The organism is Pseudodesulfovibrio sediminis, from assembly GCF_020886695.1.
GTDB lineage: Bacteria > Desulfobacterota > Desulfovibrionia > Desulfovibrionales > Desulfovibrionaceae > Pseudodesulfovibrio > Pseudodesulfovibrio sediminis.
Window position 1 is genome coordinate 3,039,569 of the sequence record NZ_AP024485.1, and the last position, 19,181, is coordinate 3,058,749.

Sequence of the window (19,181 nt, forward strand, 5' to 3'; positions counted from 1 at the left end):
CATGAACCTGACCATCATCATCTCCGTCATCGCCGTGTTCATCGTTTTCCTGCTTGTCATGGGTATCGGATCGCTGATGCAGTCCGGCTCGGACAAGGCAGACCAGCGCGTCAAGAGCAGATTGCAGGCTCTGGCCATGTCGGACGTTGACGCCGAGACCATTGATCTCGTTCTGCGCGAGAACGCCATGAGCGAAGTCCCCTGGTTCAACCGGATGCTTGAAAACATGCAATGGGCAGCCAAGTTGGAAAGACTCATCCAGCATGCAGATGCCAAGGGATCAGCGGGCGTGTACTTGCTCGTCTGCGCCACGCTGGCCGTCATCGGTTTCTACGTGGGCTCCTTCTCCGGTCGTCTGTGGGTCAGCATGGCCGCGTTCATTCTGCTCGGCGGCATCCCCATCTGGCGTCTCAACAGCATGAAGCGGAAGCGGATGGATCGTTTCCAGCAACAACTGCCCGAAGCCCTGGATCTCATGGCTCGTGCGCTCAAGGCCGGCCACACCTTTGGCGGCGGCATGCGCATGGTGGCAGATGAATTCGACACTCCCATCGGCCCCGAGTTCGGCAAGACCCTTGATGAAATCAACTACGGCATGGACGTGGACAAGGCTCTGGCAAACCTGCAGGAGCGCGTGGAATGTGCCGACCTCAAGTTTTTTACCGTGTCAGTGAACATTCAGCGTGAGACCGGCGGTAACCTGGCCGAGATCATCGCCAAGATTTCCGAGCTGGTGCGCGAACGGTTCGCCCTGTTCGGCAAGATCCGTGTCCTCTCTGCCGAGGGCCGTGTCTCCGCCTACATTCTCGTGGCCCTGCCGTTCGTGCTCGCCAGTATTCTGTACTTGGTCAACAAGGACTACATCAGCCTGTTGTGGACCCGTGAACTGGGGCAGAACATGATGTGGGGCGCGGGAATCTCCATCGTCTTCGGTATCATCGTCATCCGTAAGATCATCACCATCAAGGTCTAGGAGTACAGTCATGAACGAAGCACAAATGATCCCCCTGATCGCGGCTGGTATCGGCTTTATCTCCGTACTCCTGGCTGGTTACGGTCTCATCGGATATTTCGGTGGCGCAAGCGAATCCGCCCGCCTCAAGGAACGGGTCTCCGGCACCACGGTCAAGCGGTCCGCCGCGCTGACGGCCCCGGTGACCACAGCCCTCAAGAGCTCCGTGGATATCTTCAGCCGTATCGGCTCCAAGATCGGCCCTACCGAATCAGAAGAAATTGACAAGAACCGTATGCGTCTGGTCCAGGCCGGGCTGCGCAAGCCGGATTCCCTGAAGATTTTTCAGGGCGTCAAGGGGGGCCTGGCCCTGTTGCTGGGCGGTGGGTTCCTGCTTCTGCGGTACCTCTTTTTCCCGGACATGGGCATGGCTGCCATCGGTTTCGGTACGGTGCTCCTGGCAACTCTCGGCGTCTACGGCCCGGAATACTGGCTGTCCAAGAAGATCAACCAGCGCAAGCTCGCGCTGAGTGATGAGCTGCCTGACGCCCTCGACCTCCTCGTGGTCTGTGTGGAATCGGGGATGGGGCTTGATCAGGCCGTGGATCGCGTCTGTCACGAGATGCGTACTTCAGGCCCGGTCATCAGTTCCGAGTTCAAGCTGCTGACATTGGAACTCCGGGCAGGCAAGGCTCGCGGGCAGGCCCTGAGATCGCTGGCAGAGCGTGCGGGACTCGACGACCTGAACAGCCTCACTTCACTTCTCATCCAGGCCGACGCTTTCGGTATCAGCGTCGGACGAACCCTGCGGATTTACTCGGACGCCATGCGCACCAAGCGCTCGCAACGGGCCGAGGAAAAGGCCGCCAAGATGCCGGTGCTGCTGCTCCTTCCTCTTGTGATGTTCATTCTGCCGTCATTGTTCGTGGCCATCCTCGGACCGGCGATCATCATGTCCATGGACATGTTCACCCACATGAACAAGTAAAGTTTCAGTCAAGGAGAAAGAAAATGTATACGCGTATCACCACCACCATGATTCTGATCGTCGGACTCGCAATGATCGGATGTGTGCCCAAGTCCAATGATATGACCTTTAATGAACTGGCGTATGGCAACGGAAGCACCATAGATTTCACCAGTGCCCAGCATGAGCAGGTCGGCGACGGCTACATGCGTCGCGGTCAGCCAGAAATGGCCATCATGCACTACAACAAGGCCATCGAGAAGGACGAAAAGAATCTGGACGTCCGCGTCAAGCGGGGCAACCTGCTTATTTCCCAGCATCTGGATGAACAGGCCCTGGCTGAATTCAACAAGGTCCTGCAGATCAATCCCGATCACGCCATTGCCAATGAATCCATCGGCGGTGTCTACTTCCGTGCCGGTCTCTTTGATGAAGCCGAGATCTACCTGACCAAGGCCGTGAAGCTCAATCCCATGTTGTGGAAGGCCCACAATTACCTCGGCATTCTCTTTGATCGTCAGGGTAAGTATGCGCTGGCATCAGAGCATTTCTCCACCGCGCTGGAGTTGCATCAGGGTAATGGTACGGACGAGATCAACAACAATCTGGGCGTGGTCCACCTTGCCCAGAAGCAGTACGCGCAGGCAGTGGAATGTTTCCGCCGCGCCCTGAAGGCCGGTGGCGTTTCCGCCCGCACGTACAACAATCTGGGGCTGGCCCTGGCTCGCATGGGGCGTCTTGATGAAGCGCTTGAGTCCTTCAAGTATGCCGGTGGCGAAGCCAAGGCCAACAACAATCTGGGCTATGTGCTCCTGTCGGACAATCAGCCTGCCAAGGCCGTGCCGTATTTCGAGAAGGCGCTTGAGCTTTCTCCCAGTTACTATGTCAAGGCTGCTGACAACCTGAAGCGCGCCCGCTTGGCCGCTCGGTTTCAGGCAAACTCTGACCAAGAATTGAGTGGTTCCACCCCGAACCCTCTGCTTCGTAAGTCTTTCCCCGACACGAAGCAGATCCCCGGCGAGCCTGCGGCATCTCCCGCGTCCGCAGGTTCGCCTTCCCCTTCCGCCACAGTGCAGAATGTCGCGCTGGTGGTGCCGGGTGCCGGGGTTCCCAATATATCCGAAAAGTCCTACGGGCTGCATGTCAGCTCCCTGCGTGACCACAAAGATGCCTTTGATTACTGCGCCGTCTTGCGGAAGCAGGGCTTTGACACCTGGATCAATCAGGTGGATCTGGGCACAAAGGGCATCTGGTACCGCGTGTTGGTAGGCAAGTTCTCTACAATCAAGGAAGCGAAGGCTGAACGTCCTGACGTGCTCGACATCCTGAATCTTGGCCAGGCCCCTGTGTTTGAACGTGTGAACCCCAAGGTTGAGGGGACCTATATGTAAGGTAGATCCGTTGTGAGAACAGAGAAGAACAGAAAGATGAAGCGTACCCCGGGCGGGCGGATGATACCCGTTCGTTCCGGGGTGTTTCTTTTGGACCGCGATCTTCCCTTTTCCGGCAGATTTCAATATGTTCCATCTAGGAAAAGAACATTATCCGGGGATACTTCCCCACTTGGGAGGGCCTACTTGGGAGACAACGCACGTCGCTTTCGCGTTCTGGCCGTGGACCATGACGAGGACATGCTTACCCTGTACAGGGATATTCTCTGTTTTGAGAGCGAGGAACCCTCTGTGCTCAAGGCGCTCTTTGACGAGGACATCCGGCTCCCGTCCAGAGAAGAGATCAACGAAGACGCAGGACGACCTGTGTTCGAGGTCGTGCCTGCCACCAGCAGGAGTCAGGGCGCCAAGGTCATGCGTCAGGCCATTGAGCTGGATCAGCCCTTTACCATAGCGCTTATCGACCTGGATCTATCCGATAAAGAAAATGCAGAGGCCGGGCTGGAACTGGCTGCGGATATTCGGTCTCTGGACCCGCATATCGAGATCGTGCTCGTGTCCGGACAGCATGACATCCCGCTCAAGACAATCAACAAGCGCGTCCCGCCGCCCGAGAAACTGCTGTTCATACAAAAGCCGTTTCGTTCTCCCGAATTGAAGCAGCTCGCCACATCCCTGTGCTCAAAATGGAATGCGGAAAACCGACTGCGCGATCTGAACGAGACCTTGACCTCCAAAGTCGCGGCCCGTACCTCCGACCTCAATGCGGCCAACCGGCGGCTCCGTCTGGATATTTCCAAACGCGCTGCCGTGCTTCGGGAGCTTCAGGCCAGTGAACAGCGGTATCGTCTGTTGTTCGAGAAGGATATTACCGGCAACTTTGCCGCGGATCGGGGCGGACTCATTCTGGATTGCAATCAGGCCTTTGCCAAGCTGTTCAATTTCTCCTCTCCACAGGAAGCCCTTGGCGAAAATATTTTCATCTTGTGGGACACCATGGGTGCCGATGAATCCCTGCGTGATCTGGTGTCGGGTTCCGGTCGTCTCTCCAACTGTGAAGTGGTCTTCAAGAAGGGGGCCATCAGAAGACATCTGCTCCTGAGTTGTGATTCCGTGATCAACTCGGCAGGGGAAGTGGACGAGTTGCGCTGTTACCTCTTTGATATTTCCGAGCCGAAGCGGCTTGAGGATCAGCTCCGGCAATCCCAGAAGATGGAGGCGCTTGGTACACTGGCAGGAGGCATCGCGCATGATTTCAACAACATCCTTGGGGTCATTCTGGGGTATTCCGAGATTATTGAGGCCAGCGCCGAGCCTGATTCCGGGTTGGACAGGCGCATCAAGGAAGTTGCGCGTGCAGGCAGACGCGCCCGGGACCTCGTGACCCAGATTCTGAATTTCTCCCGTCAGGGACCTCAGGAGCGGCACGCCATGACGCTTACTCCGCTCATCAAGGAGGCCCTCAAGCTTCTGCGGTCGTCCGTGCCTTCCAATGTGGAGATCATCTCTCGTATGGAGACCGATTTTGATCATGTCATGGCCGACCCCACCCAGATGCACCAGATCATGCTCAATCTCTGCGGCAATGCTTCTCAGGCCATGCAGGAGACCGGTGGCACATTGACCGTGACCCTGGCCGACGTGCAGAATGCCGATCCGGTCACGCCCCCCAGTGATCTGGGCAAGCCCGAGCGGTTTGTGCGGCTGACGGTGTCGGATACCGGTCCCGGTATTGATCCTGATGTGGTGGGACGTATTTTCGATCCGTTTTTCACCACCAAGAAGCAGGGCGAAGGCACGGGTATGGGCCTGGCCATGGTGCATGGCATCGTAAAACGCCATGATGGCTATCTCGAATTGGAGAACGTTCCGGGCGAGGGTGCCGCTTTTCATGTCTTCCTGCCCAAGAGCTCCGAGATTGAACGGACGGAAACCGACATCCCCGCAGATCTGGTCTTTCGTGAAGGACGGATTCTGTTCGTGGATGACGAGAAGCCGCTCACGGATATCGGGCGCGAGATGCTCGAATCCTGCGGGTTCGATGTGGTCACTCGCACCTCATCCATCGAGGCGCTGGAAGCCTTCAAGTTCAAACCCAATGATTTCGACCTGATCATCACCGACCAGACCATGCCCAACATGACAGGTATGGAGTTTGCGAGGGAAGTGCTCAAACTGCGGCCTGGTCTGCCGATCATTCTGTGTACCGGGTTTTCTGACGCGGTGTCCTATGATCGGTTGCGGGATATCGGCATTGGCGATTTCATTATGAAGCCGATGCTGAAACAGGATCTTATGGCGTCTATCAGCCGGTTGTTAGCCAAGGTTTAGTATGGGTGGCCTGCGCGGCCGGCTATGAAGAATGAGAGGCACGCATCTGCGGTGCGAGAGCCTCTCTTGGGTGCGTGCCGCACCCAAATTGTTCCAGCCCTTCGCGGGCGGCGGTCTCTTTTTGAGGAGCAAAAAGAGACGCAAAAAGCTCCTTGCACTATCTTGCCCGCCCGGGGTTTGACGGCAAGAAGCTGATCAACTCGGGACGGCTCCATGCCGGAATAATCAAAGGATGCCCCCTCCGTAACCCGCCGGGGTGAGTTCGTGCATTCGTATTGCCTTACCGGAGCCGCCGTCCTTTCGTTGTCAGCTTCTAGGCCTTGCAAACAGGGCTAAGCTAGGGCGACTTGAGTAGATTACAGGCGAGATCCAAGGCTGCCCAATAAGTTGTCGATAGCCTAAAATCTACGCCTCGCATACCAAAAGTGCATCTCCTTCAACGACGAGTAATCGGAAGCGAATCTTAGAGCCTGTCTCGGGCGACGCAACGGAGCCCGACCGAGTTTGCGTCGCAGACATCCTGTCGGGCAGTGCAGTCGCCTACAGGCTCTTGGGTGCGCTTCCTCGCTCACACACAAAAAAGCGTTTTTTGCCTCCTTTTTGCCGCTTCGCAAAAAGCAGGTCGCCGTAAAGGCGAAATCTTTTGAATAAATTTGGATTGAACTCTCACCGCGTAGCGCGCAAATCCTTGAGATTAAAAGGCACGCACCTGCGGTGCGAGAGCCAGTTTTTGGGGCGTGCGCCCCAAAGCCCTTCCATGCCCTACGCGGGCGGCGGTCTCTTTTTGAGGAGCAAAAAGAGACGCAAAAAACTCCTTGCACTATCTTGCCCGCCCGGGGTTTGACGGCAAGAAGCTGATCAACTCGGGACGGCTCCATACCGGGAAAAGTACTGGGAAGGTCTCTCCGTTACCCGCCAGGTTGAGCTGGTGCATTCATATCTCCTTACCGGAGCCGCCGTCCCTTCGTTATCAGCTTCTAAGCCTTGTAAACAGGGCTAAGCTAGGGCGAATTGAGCAGACTGCATTCGGTACCCAACGCTGCCCACTAGGTCGCCGTAAAGGTGACAAATCCGCAGGACAGCAGATTTGGACGTCGGTTCCTGCCGACGCCCCGAAGGGGTGAGCCCCAGGCCGGGGCGAATCACAATTTTTGAATACATTTCGATTGAACTAATACCGCGTAGCGCGCAATCATGAAGAGCACAGAAAAGCCCCATCCCCTTTCAAAAAATGAATGAAAAGGGAACAATTATACGCATTGATATTGCCTGAAAAAAGAAAGAGCGAACGCCCTAAAAAATACAGCCCCGGTCCAAGAACAATTTCCTGGACCGGGCCTATGAGAGAGGGAGAGAGTCCCTATTGGGTAGAATAGTGCCTACATCCAAAAAAAACGGCTGTAAAGCGAAAAAGAAACACGAACAGGTCTTGTTTCGTGAATATAATTTCGCATTACAGACCAATGACCGTTGAGTGTGCTTTTTGGGCTTGTGTGGCGTCTAATGCACTGTTTGTCTTCAGTGCCGGACTCAGTCTTCCTTTCCGTGGATAAGCATATGCAGGGCCCCCCTTTTCTCAAGGAGTTCCTCGTAGTTGCCCTGTTCGACCACGCGACCGGCCTTGAGCACCACGATCTTGTCGTAGTAGGGGAGCATGTCGAGTCTATGGATGACCGCCAGCACTGTGGACTTGCCTTTCCAGTTGTTGGTCAGGATATTCTGCACACGTCCCTGCGACTTGTTGTCCAGTGCGGCCGTGGCTTCGTCCAGAATGAGAATGGGCGGCGTCTTGAGAAAGGTCCGTGCCAGGGCGACTTTCTGTCGTTGACCACCGGAGAGGCGGTCGCCCATGGAGCCGACCTGAAAGTTGAGTCCCATTTCGGCCACGGGTTCCAGCGCACCCTGCATGATCAACGCCTGCATGATGCGGTGGTTGATCTCGTCTTCTGTTCCTTCGACGCCGGTGCGCACGCGTCCGAACAGGATGTTGTCCTGAATATTCAATGAATCGATATACTCGTCATTGGTGAAGAAACTGAATGCCCCTGGATAATCGGACGTCACGCCTTCCATGAATTCCCGACGAGAGCGAACGACCCTGTTGGCGAAACCCTTGTCCAGTTCGGCCTGCTTGTGCACGCCGGGGGTATACGCCAGCGCGAGTTTGAAAATGAGGCTGGTTTCCTTTTCGGAGAGCGGTTCGCCGGAATCGAGTCGGTTGGCGACTTTCTGGTATTCGGTGTATTCGGCTTCCGGAATAGGGCAGTTGGTGAAGTCCTCGTGTTCCGGTTCCGGTCCCAGTTCATCCGTGACCACGCGGGCCAGGGTCTCACCGAGCACCTGAAGATGTGCCATCAATCCGTGATTCTCCACGAATTCCATGAAACGGGGGTGCTCGTGCAGGTGTTCCTGGTCGAATCGACCATCCGAAGCCGCGCCAAAGGCGATGTTTTCAGCAACGGTCATGTACCGGCTGTATTTGTCCATGTCGAAAAATTCGATGTACTCGGCGACATCGGCATACATGCCGTCCTGTCCTTCCTGGAATTCCTGTCGTGAAGCGAGGATGGCATCCTTGAGTGACGCATAGTTGGTTGCCTCGTCACAGAGCCTGGAGCGCAGGGCAAAGGCGAGTACGTCTGTGAACAGGCCTACCTGCTGGGTGATCTTGATGAGGTCGTCAAGTGAGGGCTCTTCGCCGCTGTTGCCGCATGCCCCGCCCTGCATGCTCAGGGATTTGCAGGAGTAGAGCAGGTTCTCTTTCACTGTGCCGTCAAAGATGAAGGGATGCTGGGCCACCATGCCGAGGTTGTAGGAGATGTCCTGCTTGGTCAGCTCCGAGACTTCTCGGCCGCCCACCAGGACATTGCCGCCGGTATACTTGTAGAGTTGGGCCACGCAGAGCGCCAGTGTGGACTTGCCGGACCCGGAAAAGCCCACCAGAGCCACATGCTCGCCGCCCTTGATCTTCAGGGACACATTGTCAAGCAGTCGAATGTTGCCGCCCACCACGAATGAGAGGTTGCGGATCTCGATGTCGTTGTCCAGCGCGTAGGGTTCGCGTCCTTCCGCCACCTGTTTGAATTCGGGATTGTGATCAAAGGCGCGCATGATCTGTTCGTAGCGCACCGAGCTGTCCTGATAGACCTGCCAGAACTCCATGAGTTCCTTCCACGGGTCATAGAGTTTTTCGTACGCTGTCAGGAAGGCCACGATGGCACCCACGTCAAAATGTCCCTGAATGGCGTAGTAACCGCCTATGAGAAAGAGGACGAACGGTCCGAGGCTCATGAAGAAGTTGTTCACGAACTTGATGCCGAATTTGATGCCGTTTTGTGTGACAGTGGCTTTGTACAGCTTTTCCAGCACTTCGGAGAAACGCCCTTTCTCAAGGGGAATGGATGCGTTCGAGTGTACTTCGTGCACGCCTGAAACGGCTTCACCGACCAGGCCGGACATGGCCTGTGTGTGGTGGATGCGGCTGCGATTCGCCCTGCGGAAATGTTTTTGGATGCGAGGCAGGATGAGGAGTTCGATGGGATAAATGGAAATGGAGATCAACCCGATGGTGGGGTTGAGGTGGATCATGTATCCGGCCATGGCCAGGAAGGTGAGCACGTTGACGGCCGGGACGGCCACGGCCTGCCCGATGAACGTGGCTACCGGGATGAACTCGGTGATGAGATAGGAAATGACATTACCGGGTGATGTGCGGCGATAAAACTGAATCGGGAGAGAGAGCAGGTGCTCATAGAGCCGTTCGCGGACCACTTTGAGGGTCTTCTCGCCGATATAGACCTGCATGAGATTGATGCAGTATTTCAGGATTCCGGCCAGGGTCACCGCGCCGATATACAGTGCGCAGTATCGCCACAGGGCCGGGAGGTCCTTCATGCCGATGGCTTCGTTGATAATCCGTTTCTGCATCTCCAGAGGGAGAACGCGCATGGCAACGGTGACGACGATTATTCCGACTATCGTAATCTGCAGAGAGAGGTTCTTGTAGAGAACCCACGAGTAGAGGGAGGTTTTTGTAATGCGTTTTTGTTCGTTGGGATGCGGCATGGAGGACCCTTTGGTTTCGTGCTTAATACCGCTTCCCTATAAACGTATTGATCGATTATTCCAAGTAGAATCATTAATTTGGCTCTTCCAAATAGTGGACATTTACACCGTCTTTATGTTCAAGATGAATGTGGTGTGCAGTGGTTCACACCGGATATAGGTACCGATATGAAAGTTTCCATTCGCATAAAATTCTTTGTTGTGCTCCTGGCCTTCAGCCTGGGGCCCATATTCATTACGCGTGGGCTCATGAGCAGAGTGTCAGAGGATGCTATCACAAACATGAGTGAGCAGACGCGTAAGGAACTGCTTCATATTGTGTCTGCCGAACTGGAGCAGAACGCCGTTTCCCTGCTTCTCCTTTTGGAGCGTGGGGGGCAGGTCATGACTCTGGCTGTACGAAATCTGGCCAAGGAGACGGGATATGCCTTGAGCCAGGAGCAACCTGAGTTCGGCGTTTTGCCTTATTTTACCATTGATTTTGCCGACCCTGACTATGAGCCTCCGGATGCAGAGAAAAATATTAAGTATTTCAAGCTGTCCAGGGGAGGCACGCATCGTCCCATAAAGATCAGCCTTGATCACCCTACCGCCTATATTGCTCCCGGGGTGTCGCAGAAAGCTGTGACAAAGGATCTCTATATGCTGCAACGCATGGAAGAGATGTTCAGGAGCGTGTATGGTGAATTGCCTGACCGCCCGTTTTGGCTCAATGTCGGGTTGGAGTCCGGTGTACTCATGACCTACCCCGGTCATGGAAACTTTCCGCATATGTATGATCAGCGGACCCAGGATTGGTACAAGAAAGCTTTCTGGGTTGACGGGAGCTGGGTCGCTCAGGTGAATCCCATTACCCGGACCACTGTGTCCACTGTCTCTTATGCGATTCGTGACCCAAAGGGCGGATTCCTGGGGGCAGCCTCCCTTGATGTCCCTGTCCATGCCATGTTGCCTGAAGATCAACTGGAGGAACAATGGCAGGGGAAAATCAAGACCGTCATGGTGTATCGTGATCCTGACGGCGATGCAGACGGCAAGGGCTTGCCCATATTGGCTCAGCAGGAGTCGAAGACCAATGGTCGTCATCACTGGATGTCCGGCGTGGAGCAGGAGTGGCTCACCTTTGATGATCCCGTCGGCTATGAGGTGTTGCTCAAGGCCATGGACATGCAGTCGTCCGGTGTGGTCGAGCTGACGTACAAGGGGGAGGATTCGGTTTGCGCTTTTGCATCCAATGATGTGTATTCATTTCTTCTTATCGCTCCAAAGACCGTCGTGCTTCGATTGCCCAATGATGTCGCTGATACCATGAATAGCGTCTTTGCCCAGGTGCGGAGCCTTTCCTTGATTGTTTCGGGCGTCATGTTCCTCGTTACCGGTCTCATCGCCTGGTTCGGTTCCCGGGCAATCACACAGCCGCTGCTTTCGATGACTCGTGTGGCTCGGAAGTTGGCCGGGGGTGACTTCTCTGCCCGTATTGCACAGAAAACGGGCGATGAACGCGATGACCTTATCGAGTCGTTCAACGAAATGGGGCCTCAGCTCGAAAAACTCATGCAGTTTCAGAAGGACATGGAGCTGGCCAAGGAAGTGCAACGGCTGCTCCTGCCACACTCGGAACCTTGTCTGGCTGGATACGATCTTTCCGGTGGTATTGCCTACTGCGATCAGACCGGGGGCGATTATTACGATTTCGTCGATGCTCTCAACGAAACAGGCAAGGGGCTGGGGGTCGTCCTCGGCGACGTGTCCGGTCACGGTGTCCCCTCGGCGCTGGTGATGGCTGCGGCCAGAGGACAGCTGCATACTTTGGCCAATGTGTCGCTGGCTCCGCATGAGCGCATGCAGTCCATCAACGAAGTGCTCAGCCGGGATCTGTTCGGGACAGGGCGTTTCCTGACCATGTTTTATCTGCGGCTCAGGGAGAATGACCCCAATGTGAAATGGGTGCGGGCAGGGCACGATCCAGCCGTTCGTTTCAACCCGGCCACCGGGGAATTTGGTGAGCTCAAAGGAGAAGGGCTTCCCCTTGGGGTCATGGAAGAGTATGAATATCAGTCTTATGAGACGACACTGGCCGATGGTGAGGTGCTGGTGGTTGCCACGGACGGCGTCTGGGAAGCCCGGAACAAAGAGGGCCAGATGTTTGGCAAGGAGAGAATGCTTGCCATTGTCAGGGAGAATGCACATAAAAGTGCTGAGACTATTCGTCTTGCAATAATGGACGCCGTGAACGACTATCACGGCGGCAACCAGGAAGACGACATCGCCGTGGTGGTAATAAAAACAGCAGAGAATCGGCAGATCATGAAGCGCGAAAGTATTTCTTTCAGGATGACCAACAAGGACAATTGCTTTAAGTGCTTCCAGCCCAAGGTGGAAGAGTTCGGCAACGCGCATGGCCTGCATCCGAAGATCGTCTTTCATCTCACGCTGGTTCTGGATGAACTCATCACCAATATCATCTCGTACGGGTATGCGGATTTTGATGAGCATCCCATTGATGTATCCATTTCCATTGACGGGGATATCCTGACCATTCAGGTGGAAGACGATTCAACGCCTTTCAATATCCTTGATGCGCCCCCCCCGGAACTGGACGTGCCGCTTGAAGAGCGGGGCAAGCCTGTTGGAGGCATGGGCATTCATCTGGTCAAGAATATGGTGCATCACATCGACTACAAGCGGGAAGGCGGCAAGAACGTCCTGACCCTGTCCAAAAATATCAGCAAAACGCATTGCCCCCTGAAGGGGTAAATTGCATACGGAGGCTCCAATGGCACTGACTCAAGCAGCGGAAAACGGCATCACCATCCTTACCGTGGATGGCAATCTCGACGGCGAAGGCACGCAGGCTCTGGAAGAGAAGGTTCTGGGTCTGCTCGAATCTGGTGAAACCAAAATCCTGTTCGATTTTTCAAGTCTTGATTATATCAACAGTTCGGGATTGCGTGTGCTGGTCCTTGCCTATCAGCGGCTGAAAAAGGCATCCGGCACGGTGGCCATTTGCGGCGTGAAGGATTATATTCAGGAAGTGTTCGAAGTCTCGGGATACGACAAGATCTTCCCGCTGTATCCGGCACAGACGGATGCCATCGGCAAAATGTAGACCGTACCGATACGACCGATTCTCCGGCCCTGCTCCTTATGAGCAGGGCCTTTTTTGTTTTTCCTACTCCGACAGTCGAGCTTTGAATAAAATATTTGACCATGAGTAAAAAAGGTTGCATATCGTATGTCAGACTTCATACCGAGGAGGATCAATGCCTGGAGCATATGCACATTTGACGATGGTCAATAGGTTTAAAACCCCTCAAGCCCTGGATGGCATTCCGGGCTTTACCGGGGAAATGGCGTTCCCTGTGACGCAGTGGCTGAAATTTCTGGAGTTGGGCGCAGTCAGCCCTGATTATCCGTACCTTAAGCTGCTCAATGACGAAGCCGAACATTGGGCCAATGCCATGCACCACCATAAGGTTGGAGATCGGTTGAAGGCGGGCATCAGGTATGTTCGCGATCTGGACGGCGTGGCCAAGTCGAAGTGCTTTGTCTGGCTGCTGGGGTTTGCCTCGCATATCGCCATGGATGTCACCATCCATCCCGTGGTCAACCTCAAGGTGGGCAAGTACGAGGACAACAAGACCGATCATCGCATTTGCGAGATGAATCAGGATGTCCATATCTTTCGGGAGCTGAATCTGGGTGCCATGGCGGAAGCCGAGATCATCCGTGCCAGGATAGCCAATTGCGGGGCACAGGACGACACGAACAACCTTGATCCCGACGTGAAGGAAGCCTGGACGCACATGATTGTGGAGACCTCCGATGCGCAGGAGCGGAAGAAATACCCGCTCAATGTGGGGGGGTGGCATGGCAACTTCGTGTCCATGCTCGACAATGTCGAGGACACATCCCGGCTTCCCGCCTTTGCGCGCCATGTCCTGTCCGGTTTGGGGGTGGGATATCCGAGAGAGGACGAGTTGCAGGAGACCTTTCTCCTCAATCTAAAGGTGCCTGGCAACAGGCGCATGGCCTATGACGATATTTTCGATAAGGCCCAGGGAAACGTGGCCATGCTCTGGTCGCTCATCGGCCGTGGATGCTACGGCGTTGATGATGATTTTGAGAGCAAAATTCATAACTGGGACCTGGATTCCGGTAAGGTGCAAGAAGATGAATCCTGCGTGTTTTGGAGGGATTGATATGAGAAAAGTTGCAGTGTTGTCGGCCTTGATAGTTGTCTCCCTGTTCGCGTTTGGCTGTGCGTGTCAGGCTGATGAGGATATGCGCAGTCTGGCCACAAAGTTGAACTCGCTGACCACGGCGGCGCAGGGCTATGAAACCTACATGAAACCGGACCCCGCCATGAGTGATCAGGCGTTCCTTGAGGCGGCCACAGCCAATGATCCCTCGCTGCTGACTCCTTTTGCCGACTACAAGCTCGACGTGGAACGGCAGGATGGATTCGTCAGTATTCTGGTCTGCACCCCGGACGGCAGCAAGGCGCTTCTACAGGATGTGGGATGCACCGGGGAATTCGACTTGCCTTTATGGGAAAATGATGAGCCTATTCCGTGTGATATGGTCCCTTCGGCCTTTTCGCTGTGTCCCCAATAGCGGGGACGGCGGGGCTGCCGGTCATACGTTTTTTCAATAAAAAGCCGCTCCATGGAGCGGCTTTTTTTATGCTTTGAAAGTGGACACCACAGATCATTCGGGGTAACAAATAAAAAGTCTCAAATTTATCTAGACTTTAATCACGGTTGGCGGATGTATGGTGAAACAGACTCTATTTGCGGGGATTCCCGATGTTCTGGATGAGCAGAAATATGCTCATGGGGGAAACGTGCGGCGACTGGCCGAAACTGCCGGATGCCTGCCCGAGGAGATTCTTGATTTTTCTGCCAACGTGAATCCGCTTGGTCCGCCGCCGTGGCTGGGACAGGTGGTTGGGCAGGCGTTGCAATCCGTGGATGCCTACCCGGACCCGGACTGTTATGATCTGCTCATGGCCGCGTCGGAATTGTACAAGGTCTGGCCGACACAGGTCATCGCCGGCAACGGCGCGTCCGAGCTGCTTTTTGCCATCGCGGGCATGGGCCAGCATCGACAGGCGATCATCCCTTCGCCCACCTATGTTGATTATGCACGGGCATGCAAGGCGCATCGACTGCCCATTGTCGAAGCGGGCATGACCGAGGACTTTCAGGTGGATTTCCCGGCCATGGCCTCGTTGTTGACCACCCCATCGGTGGTCTTTCTGTGCAATCCGAACAACCCCACGGGGACGACCATTTCTCCGGCCGACCTGAGGGAAGTGGCGACCATGTTTCCGCAGTCGCGGTTCGTGGTGGATGAATCCTTTGGCGAGTTCATGCCCGAGGACACGGACCGGCTGATCCGTAATCGCCCCTCCAATGTGATCACCGTCTTGTCGCTGACCAAATTTTACGCCATCCCCGGTATTCGGTTGGGGCTGGCTTTTGGCGACCCGGATGTGATCCTGCGACTCAAGCAGCGGCTCCCGGCCTGGTCCGTGAACCTCCTTGCCCAGAAAGTGGGCGAGCGGTGTCTTCGGGACAAGCAGTATGCTGCCGTCACCCGTGAAGAGACCGGGTTGTTACGCGAGAACCTTGCCTCGGGCCTGCGGCATATTCCGGGTATCAAGGTCATGCCCGGCGTGGCCAACTACCTGCTCTGTCGCATGGACCGTATCGGTCAGGACGCCACCGGGCTTCAGCAGCGTCTGCTGAAGGAGCACCATATCTCCATCCGCCTGTGCGGTAACTATACCGGACTGGACAACAACTGGTTCCGTGTGGCCGTGCGTGACAAGGATGACAACGAGCAGCTCATCCGGGCCATGGAAGCGGTCAGCGGGACCGCGCGCGGACCGGTTGTGAAACGCGCGAGGAAAACTCCCGCGCTCATGATCCAGGGAACCAGCTCCAATGCGGGCAAATCCGTTTTGGCCGCAGCGTTCTGCCGGATCATGCTTCAGGACGGGTACTCCGTGGCGCCGTTCAAGGCGCAGAACATGTCGCTCAATTCGTTTGTCACGGATCAGGGCGGCGAGATGGGACGCGCGCAGGTGACCCAGGCCATGGCCTGTCGCCTCAAACCGGATGTGCGCATGAACCCGGTACTGCTCAAGCCCGGCTCGGATACCGGCTCTCAGGTCATTGTCATGGGGCAGCCTGTGGGGCACATGGCCGTGCGGGAATATGTGGAGTACAAGCCGCGCGCCTGGGAGGCCGTTAAAACCGCCTACGACTCACTGGCCAACGAGCATGACATTATCGTGCTGGAAGGCGCTGGCAGTCCGGCGGAAGTGAATCTGAAACACCACGACATCGTGAACATGGCCATGGCCAGATTCGCCAACGCGCGCGTGCTGCTTACGGGCGACATCGACCGGGGCGGCGTGTTCGCGTCCATGGTCGGGACCATGCACCTGCTCACGCCCATGGAGCGCGATCTGGTGGAGGGTTTCCTCATCAATCGGTTCCGGGGTGATGCCAGCCTCCTTGATCCAGCCTTTGGACAGATGTTCGAGCACACGGGCAAGCCGGTCATGGGCACCATCCCGTACATCCATTCCCTCGGCCTGCCCGAAGAGGATTCGGTCTCCTTCAAGGAAGGATTCAGGCCGGAGCATACCTCCTTCCCGGACGACGAGTGTGTGGAGATCGTGGTGCTGGATCTGCCGCGTATCTCGAATTTCAACGATATTGATCCGCTGCACGCCGAGCCGGATGTGAAGATCCGTGTGGTTTCCGATGCGCGTGACGTGGGCACACCGGACGCCATCATCATTCCCGGCTCCAAGTCCACGGTGCCGGACATGAAGACTCTCAAAGGGACGGGCATGGCCGCAGTGTTGCGGGAACTCGCCAATGACGGGCACCGTACCCGTATTGTCGGTATCTGCGGTGGTTTTCAGATGCTCGGCCAGACCGTGGATGATCCGTATGGGCTGGAGTCGGAGACCACCCGCGTGGAAGGCTTCGGCCTGCTGCCGGTGCAGACGTCGCTCCTGCCGGACAAGACCCTGACCCGAACCTGGGGTGTCCATTCAGGGTCCGGCCATCCTGTGCACGGCTATGAAATTCACCATGGACAGACAACGCCGCTGGCAGACGACCTGCGTGTGGCGTTGCGTGACAACGCAGGGGAGCCGTTGGGTTATATGCGTGCCGATGGCCGCGTGGTCGGTTCGTATCTGCACGGCCTGTTTGATGCGGACGAGTTCCGGCGTTGGTTCATCAACCAGCTGCGCATGGACAAGGGGCTGTCGCCTCTGGATGGCGTACAGGTCACGTTTGATCTGGAGGACGCGCTGGATAACCTGGCCTCTGTGGTGCGGGAAGCCGTGTGCATGGACAAGGTCTACAAGGCGCTCGGTTTTTCCGGCTGCTGCAATCAGGCTAGCCTGTTCTACCGGATGGGCGGCTGATCCACGACAGGGAGAAACCGTTCCTAGGTCACTCCTTCGGAGTCGGAGGAGGTCGCCACCGTGCAGGTGTTTTTGCCCTTGGACTTGGATTCGTACATGGCCTGATCCGCGCTCTTGAGCAGTTCGGTCCCAGCGTCATTGTGGTCGGGGTGCACCGCCACGCCTATACTGGCTCCGATTTGTACCTGGGCGGCCTTCAGCGGGAACGGGCGACACAATTCCTTGACGATCTTTTCTCCCACCATGGCGGCTTCATCAACGCTTTTGATTTCACTCAGGATAATCGCGAATTCGTCGCCACCCAGTCGGGCAACGGTGTCGGTTTTGCGCACGGTGTTTGAGAGGGTGTCGCCGACCTTGATCAGCAGTTCATCTCCGGCTTCGTGTCCGTGGGTATCGTTGACTGCCTTGAACCCGTCCAGATCGATGAAGAGTATGGCGAGTTTGCGTTCGTACCGTTTGGCATGGGCTATGCCTGTGGTCAGCCTGTCAAAAAAGTTCTTGCGGTTGGGCAGGCCGGTCAGCGAGTCGAACAGGGCCATGGATATCAACTGCGTCTGATAAATCTTGCGTCGCGAAATGGCCATGGCCAGATGCCATGAGCCAAAGGCGATGAGCAGAAACAATCCGCCGCCGCCCAGGAAGAGCTTGAACATGAGGGTATGAGTATACCCCTGCATGACCTCAGCCGGAACATGGGAGAGCAGTACCCAGAAATACTGCGGCTTGTCTGTAGCGGTGTGTGTGACTTGGTCAGCAGGTATGTTCTTGCTGGCTTGGACAGCTTCTTCAATTGGGTAAATTGTTTTGAAGGTGAACAGACCATTTGTTGTTTGAATCTGTCCGGCTCCCATTTCGAGAATCCGCTGCCATTCGGTGGGATAGTCTCTGGCAAAGGTTGCGTTGGCCCGGTCTTTAAACATGAACCCCCATTCCTTGTCTTTTTCTGGACCAAGGAGCCAGTACCCATCAGAATTCAGGAGTGCCTTGGAGCCTTGGGAATTTGAGCCGGACCTGACAATTCGTCCCAGCAACTTGCGGGCGGCATAATTGATCAGAACGATACCTCTTTTTTTTCCGTCAGAGTCGAAGACCGGAGTACCTATCCTTATCATGGGATTCAGGGGGCGTTCCACATGACCGCCTTCCACATTGAGATCAAGCGGGGAAATAAAAAGATCTTGTTGGTTAAGGGCGAAACACTCCTTGAAGTAGTATCGATTGCCCTTGTTTTGCAATTTGTCTTTCGTCACAGCCATGGCCTTGCCGCTGTAATTTACGCGAACTGTCTCCATTCCGTTTTCATCCAGAAAGCGGATCTGGTCATAGATGTGTTTGCTTTCAGCCAGACGAGCGTATTCGCGTTCTATATCCGGGATCATACTCCTGGTACCGGAGTCGAGATGCAGGATGAGTTCGTTTTGTCGTGCAAGAAACAGTACGTCACTCACAATGTGGTCGAATTCATTGTAAATGGTGGCTTGTTGAAGTTCGATGGAAGTCGTTTGGCGAGACTTGATATCCGAGAGGAATGTCTTCAGATTGGATTGGTACATGACTGCGACGCTGCCGCCCAGTACGGCACCGATGGACAGGAACAGGATAAGAAAAAGGTTCATGGCCCTTTGGACGATTTTCACGTTGTCCGGTATACCGTTGGGTTGTGTCTTGCTGACGTTTTGGGGCATCAGGTTAACCATCCTTCCATGATGTTTTGATGTCGTGAATACTGACGGATATGTATTTCCCAATAGTCCTGTGTTTATCAGTAGTTGAAAACTAGACCTGTTTTCGGAATAAACCAATGATTTTATCCGGTGGGAGATATGATTTGGGCGCACTGTTAAGAATAAGGCACAGAATCTGCGCTTTGTTGGCCATGAGGATGCATGCGTAGTAACGCGCGCGCAATCCCTTCGGCATCCCTGTTTTACTGTTCTCTTCCAGAAATCAGGCCGGATATGCTGAAACTGTATTTGTAGACTGCCTCGGTCGACATTTTTTTCACAAACTGAGGTT

At 55.3% G+C, this 19,181-nt stretch carries 11 protein-coding genes; 9 read left to right on the forward strand and 2 right to left on the reverse strand.

The genetic code is table 11. The features are described 5' to 3' along the window. The first annotated feature begins 1 nt into the window (after position 1). From SRBAKS_RS14430 to SRBAKS_RS14445, 4 genes are all read left to right on the forward strand, one after another. Positions 2 to 973, forward strand: coding sequence for a type II secretion system F family protein (locus SRBAKS_RS14430; protein ID WP_229591590.1), 972 nt, complete (start codon positions 2 to 4; stop codon positions 971 to 973). A gap of 10 nt (positions 974 to 983) precedes the next feature. Continuing rightward, positions 984 to 1,940, forward strand: coding sequence for a type II secretion system F family protein (locus SRBAKS_RS14435; RefSeq protein WP_229591591.1), 957 nt, complete (start codon positions 984 to 986; stop codon positions 1,938 to 1,940). A 23-nt stretch (positions 1,941 to 1,963) separates the two neighbouring features. Continuing rightward, positions 1,964 to 3,310 carry an SPOR domain-containing protein gene (locus tag SRBAKS_RS14440; RefSeq protein ID WP_229591592.1) on the forward strand — a complete coding sequence of 449 codons (1,347 nt, stop codon included), beginning with the start codon at positions 1,964 to 1,966 and terminating at the stop codon, positions 3,308 to 3,310. A gap of 186 nt (positions 3,311 to 3,496) precedes the next feature. After that, the gene (locus SRBAKS_RS14445) at positions 3,497 to 5,641 is read left to right on the forward strand and encodes a hybrid sensor histidine kinase/response regulator (protein WP_229591593.1); all 2,145 of its coding nucleotides are present in this window, start codon (positions 3,497 to 3,499) and stop codon (positions 5,639 to 5,641) included. Positions 5,642 to 7,171: 1,530 nt separating this feature from the next. On the opposite strand, the gene SRBAKS_RS14450 is transcribed toward SRBAKS_RS14445, so the two are convergent. Next, on the reverse strand, positions 7,172 to 9,706 hold the full coding sequence (locus tag SRBAKS_RS14450; RefSeq protein WP_229591594.1) for an ABC transporter ATP-binding protein/permease: 2,535 nt from the start codon (positions 9,704 to 9,706) through the stop codon (positions 7,172 to 7,174). A gap of 282 nt (positions 9,707 to 9,988) precedes the next feature. On the opposite strand from SRBAKS_RS14450, the gene SRBAKS_RS14455 reads away from it, so the two are divergent. From SRBAKS_RS14455 to SRBAKS_RS14475, 5 genes are all read left to right on the forward strand, one after another. Further along, positions 9,989 to 12,463 carry a SpoIIE family protein phosphatase gene (locus SRBAKS_RS14455; protein ID WP_229591595.1) on the forward strand — a complete coding sequence of 825 codons (2,475 nt, stop codon included), beginning with the start codon at positions 9,989 to 9,991 and terminating at the stop codon, positions 12,461 to 12,463. 19 nt (positions 12,464 to 12,482) lie between these two features. Then, positions 12,483 to 12,815: an STAS domain-containing protein gene (locus SRBAKS_RS14460; protein ID WP_229591596.1), complete on the forward strand. Its 333-nt coding sequence runs from the start codon at positions 12,483 to 12,485 to the stop codon at positions 12,813 to 12,815. A 154-nt stretch (positions 12,816 to 12,969) separates the two neighbouring features. Then, the gene (locus SRBAKS_RS14465) at positions 12,970 to 13,908 is read left to right on the forward strand and encodes a zinc dependent phospholipase C family protein (protein WP_229591597.1); all 939 of its coding nucleotides are present in this window, start codon (positions 12,970 to 12,972) and stop codon (positions 13,906 to 13,908) included. Position 13,909: 1 nt separating this feature from the next. Then, positions 13,910 to 14,323, forward strand: a complete 414-nt coding sequence (locus tag SRBAKS_RS14470; protein WP_229591598.1) for a hypothetical protein — start codon at positions 13,910 to 13,912, stop codon at positions 14,321 to 14,323. Positions 14,324 to 14,480: 157 nt separating this feature from the next. Continuing rightward, complete coding sequence (locus SRBAKS_RS14475) at positions 14,481 to 17,162, forward strand: cobyric acid synthase (protein ID WP_229591599.1); 2,682 nt, start codon at positions 14,481 to 14,483, stop codon at positions 17,160 to 17,162. Between the two features lie 23 nt (positions 17,163 to 17,185). Here SRBAKS_RS14475 and SRBAKS_RS14480 read toward each other — a convergent pair whose 3' ends face one another. Beyond that, complete coding sequence (locus SRBAKS_RS14480; protein ID WP_229591600.1) at positions 17,186 to 18,850, reverse strand: bifunctional diguanylate cyclase/phosphodiesterase; 1,665 nt, start codon at positions 18,848 to 18,850, stop codon at positions 17,186 to 17,188. Between the last annotated feature and the right edge of the window lie 331 nt (positions 18,851 to 19,181).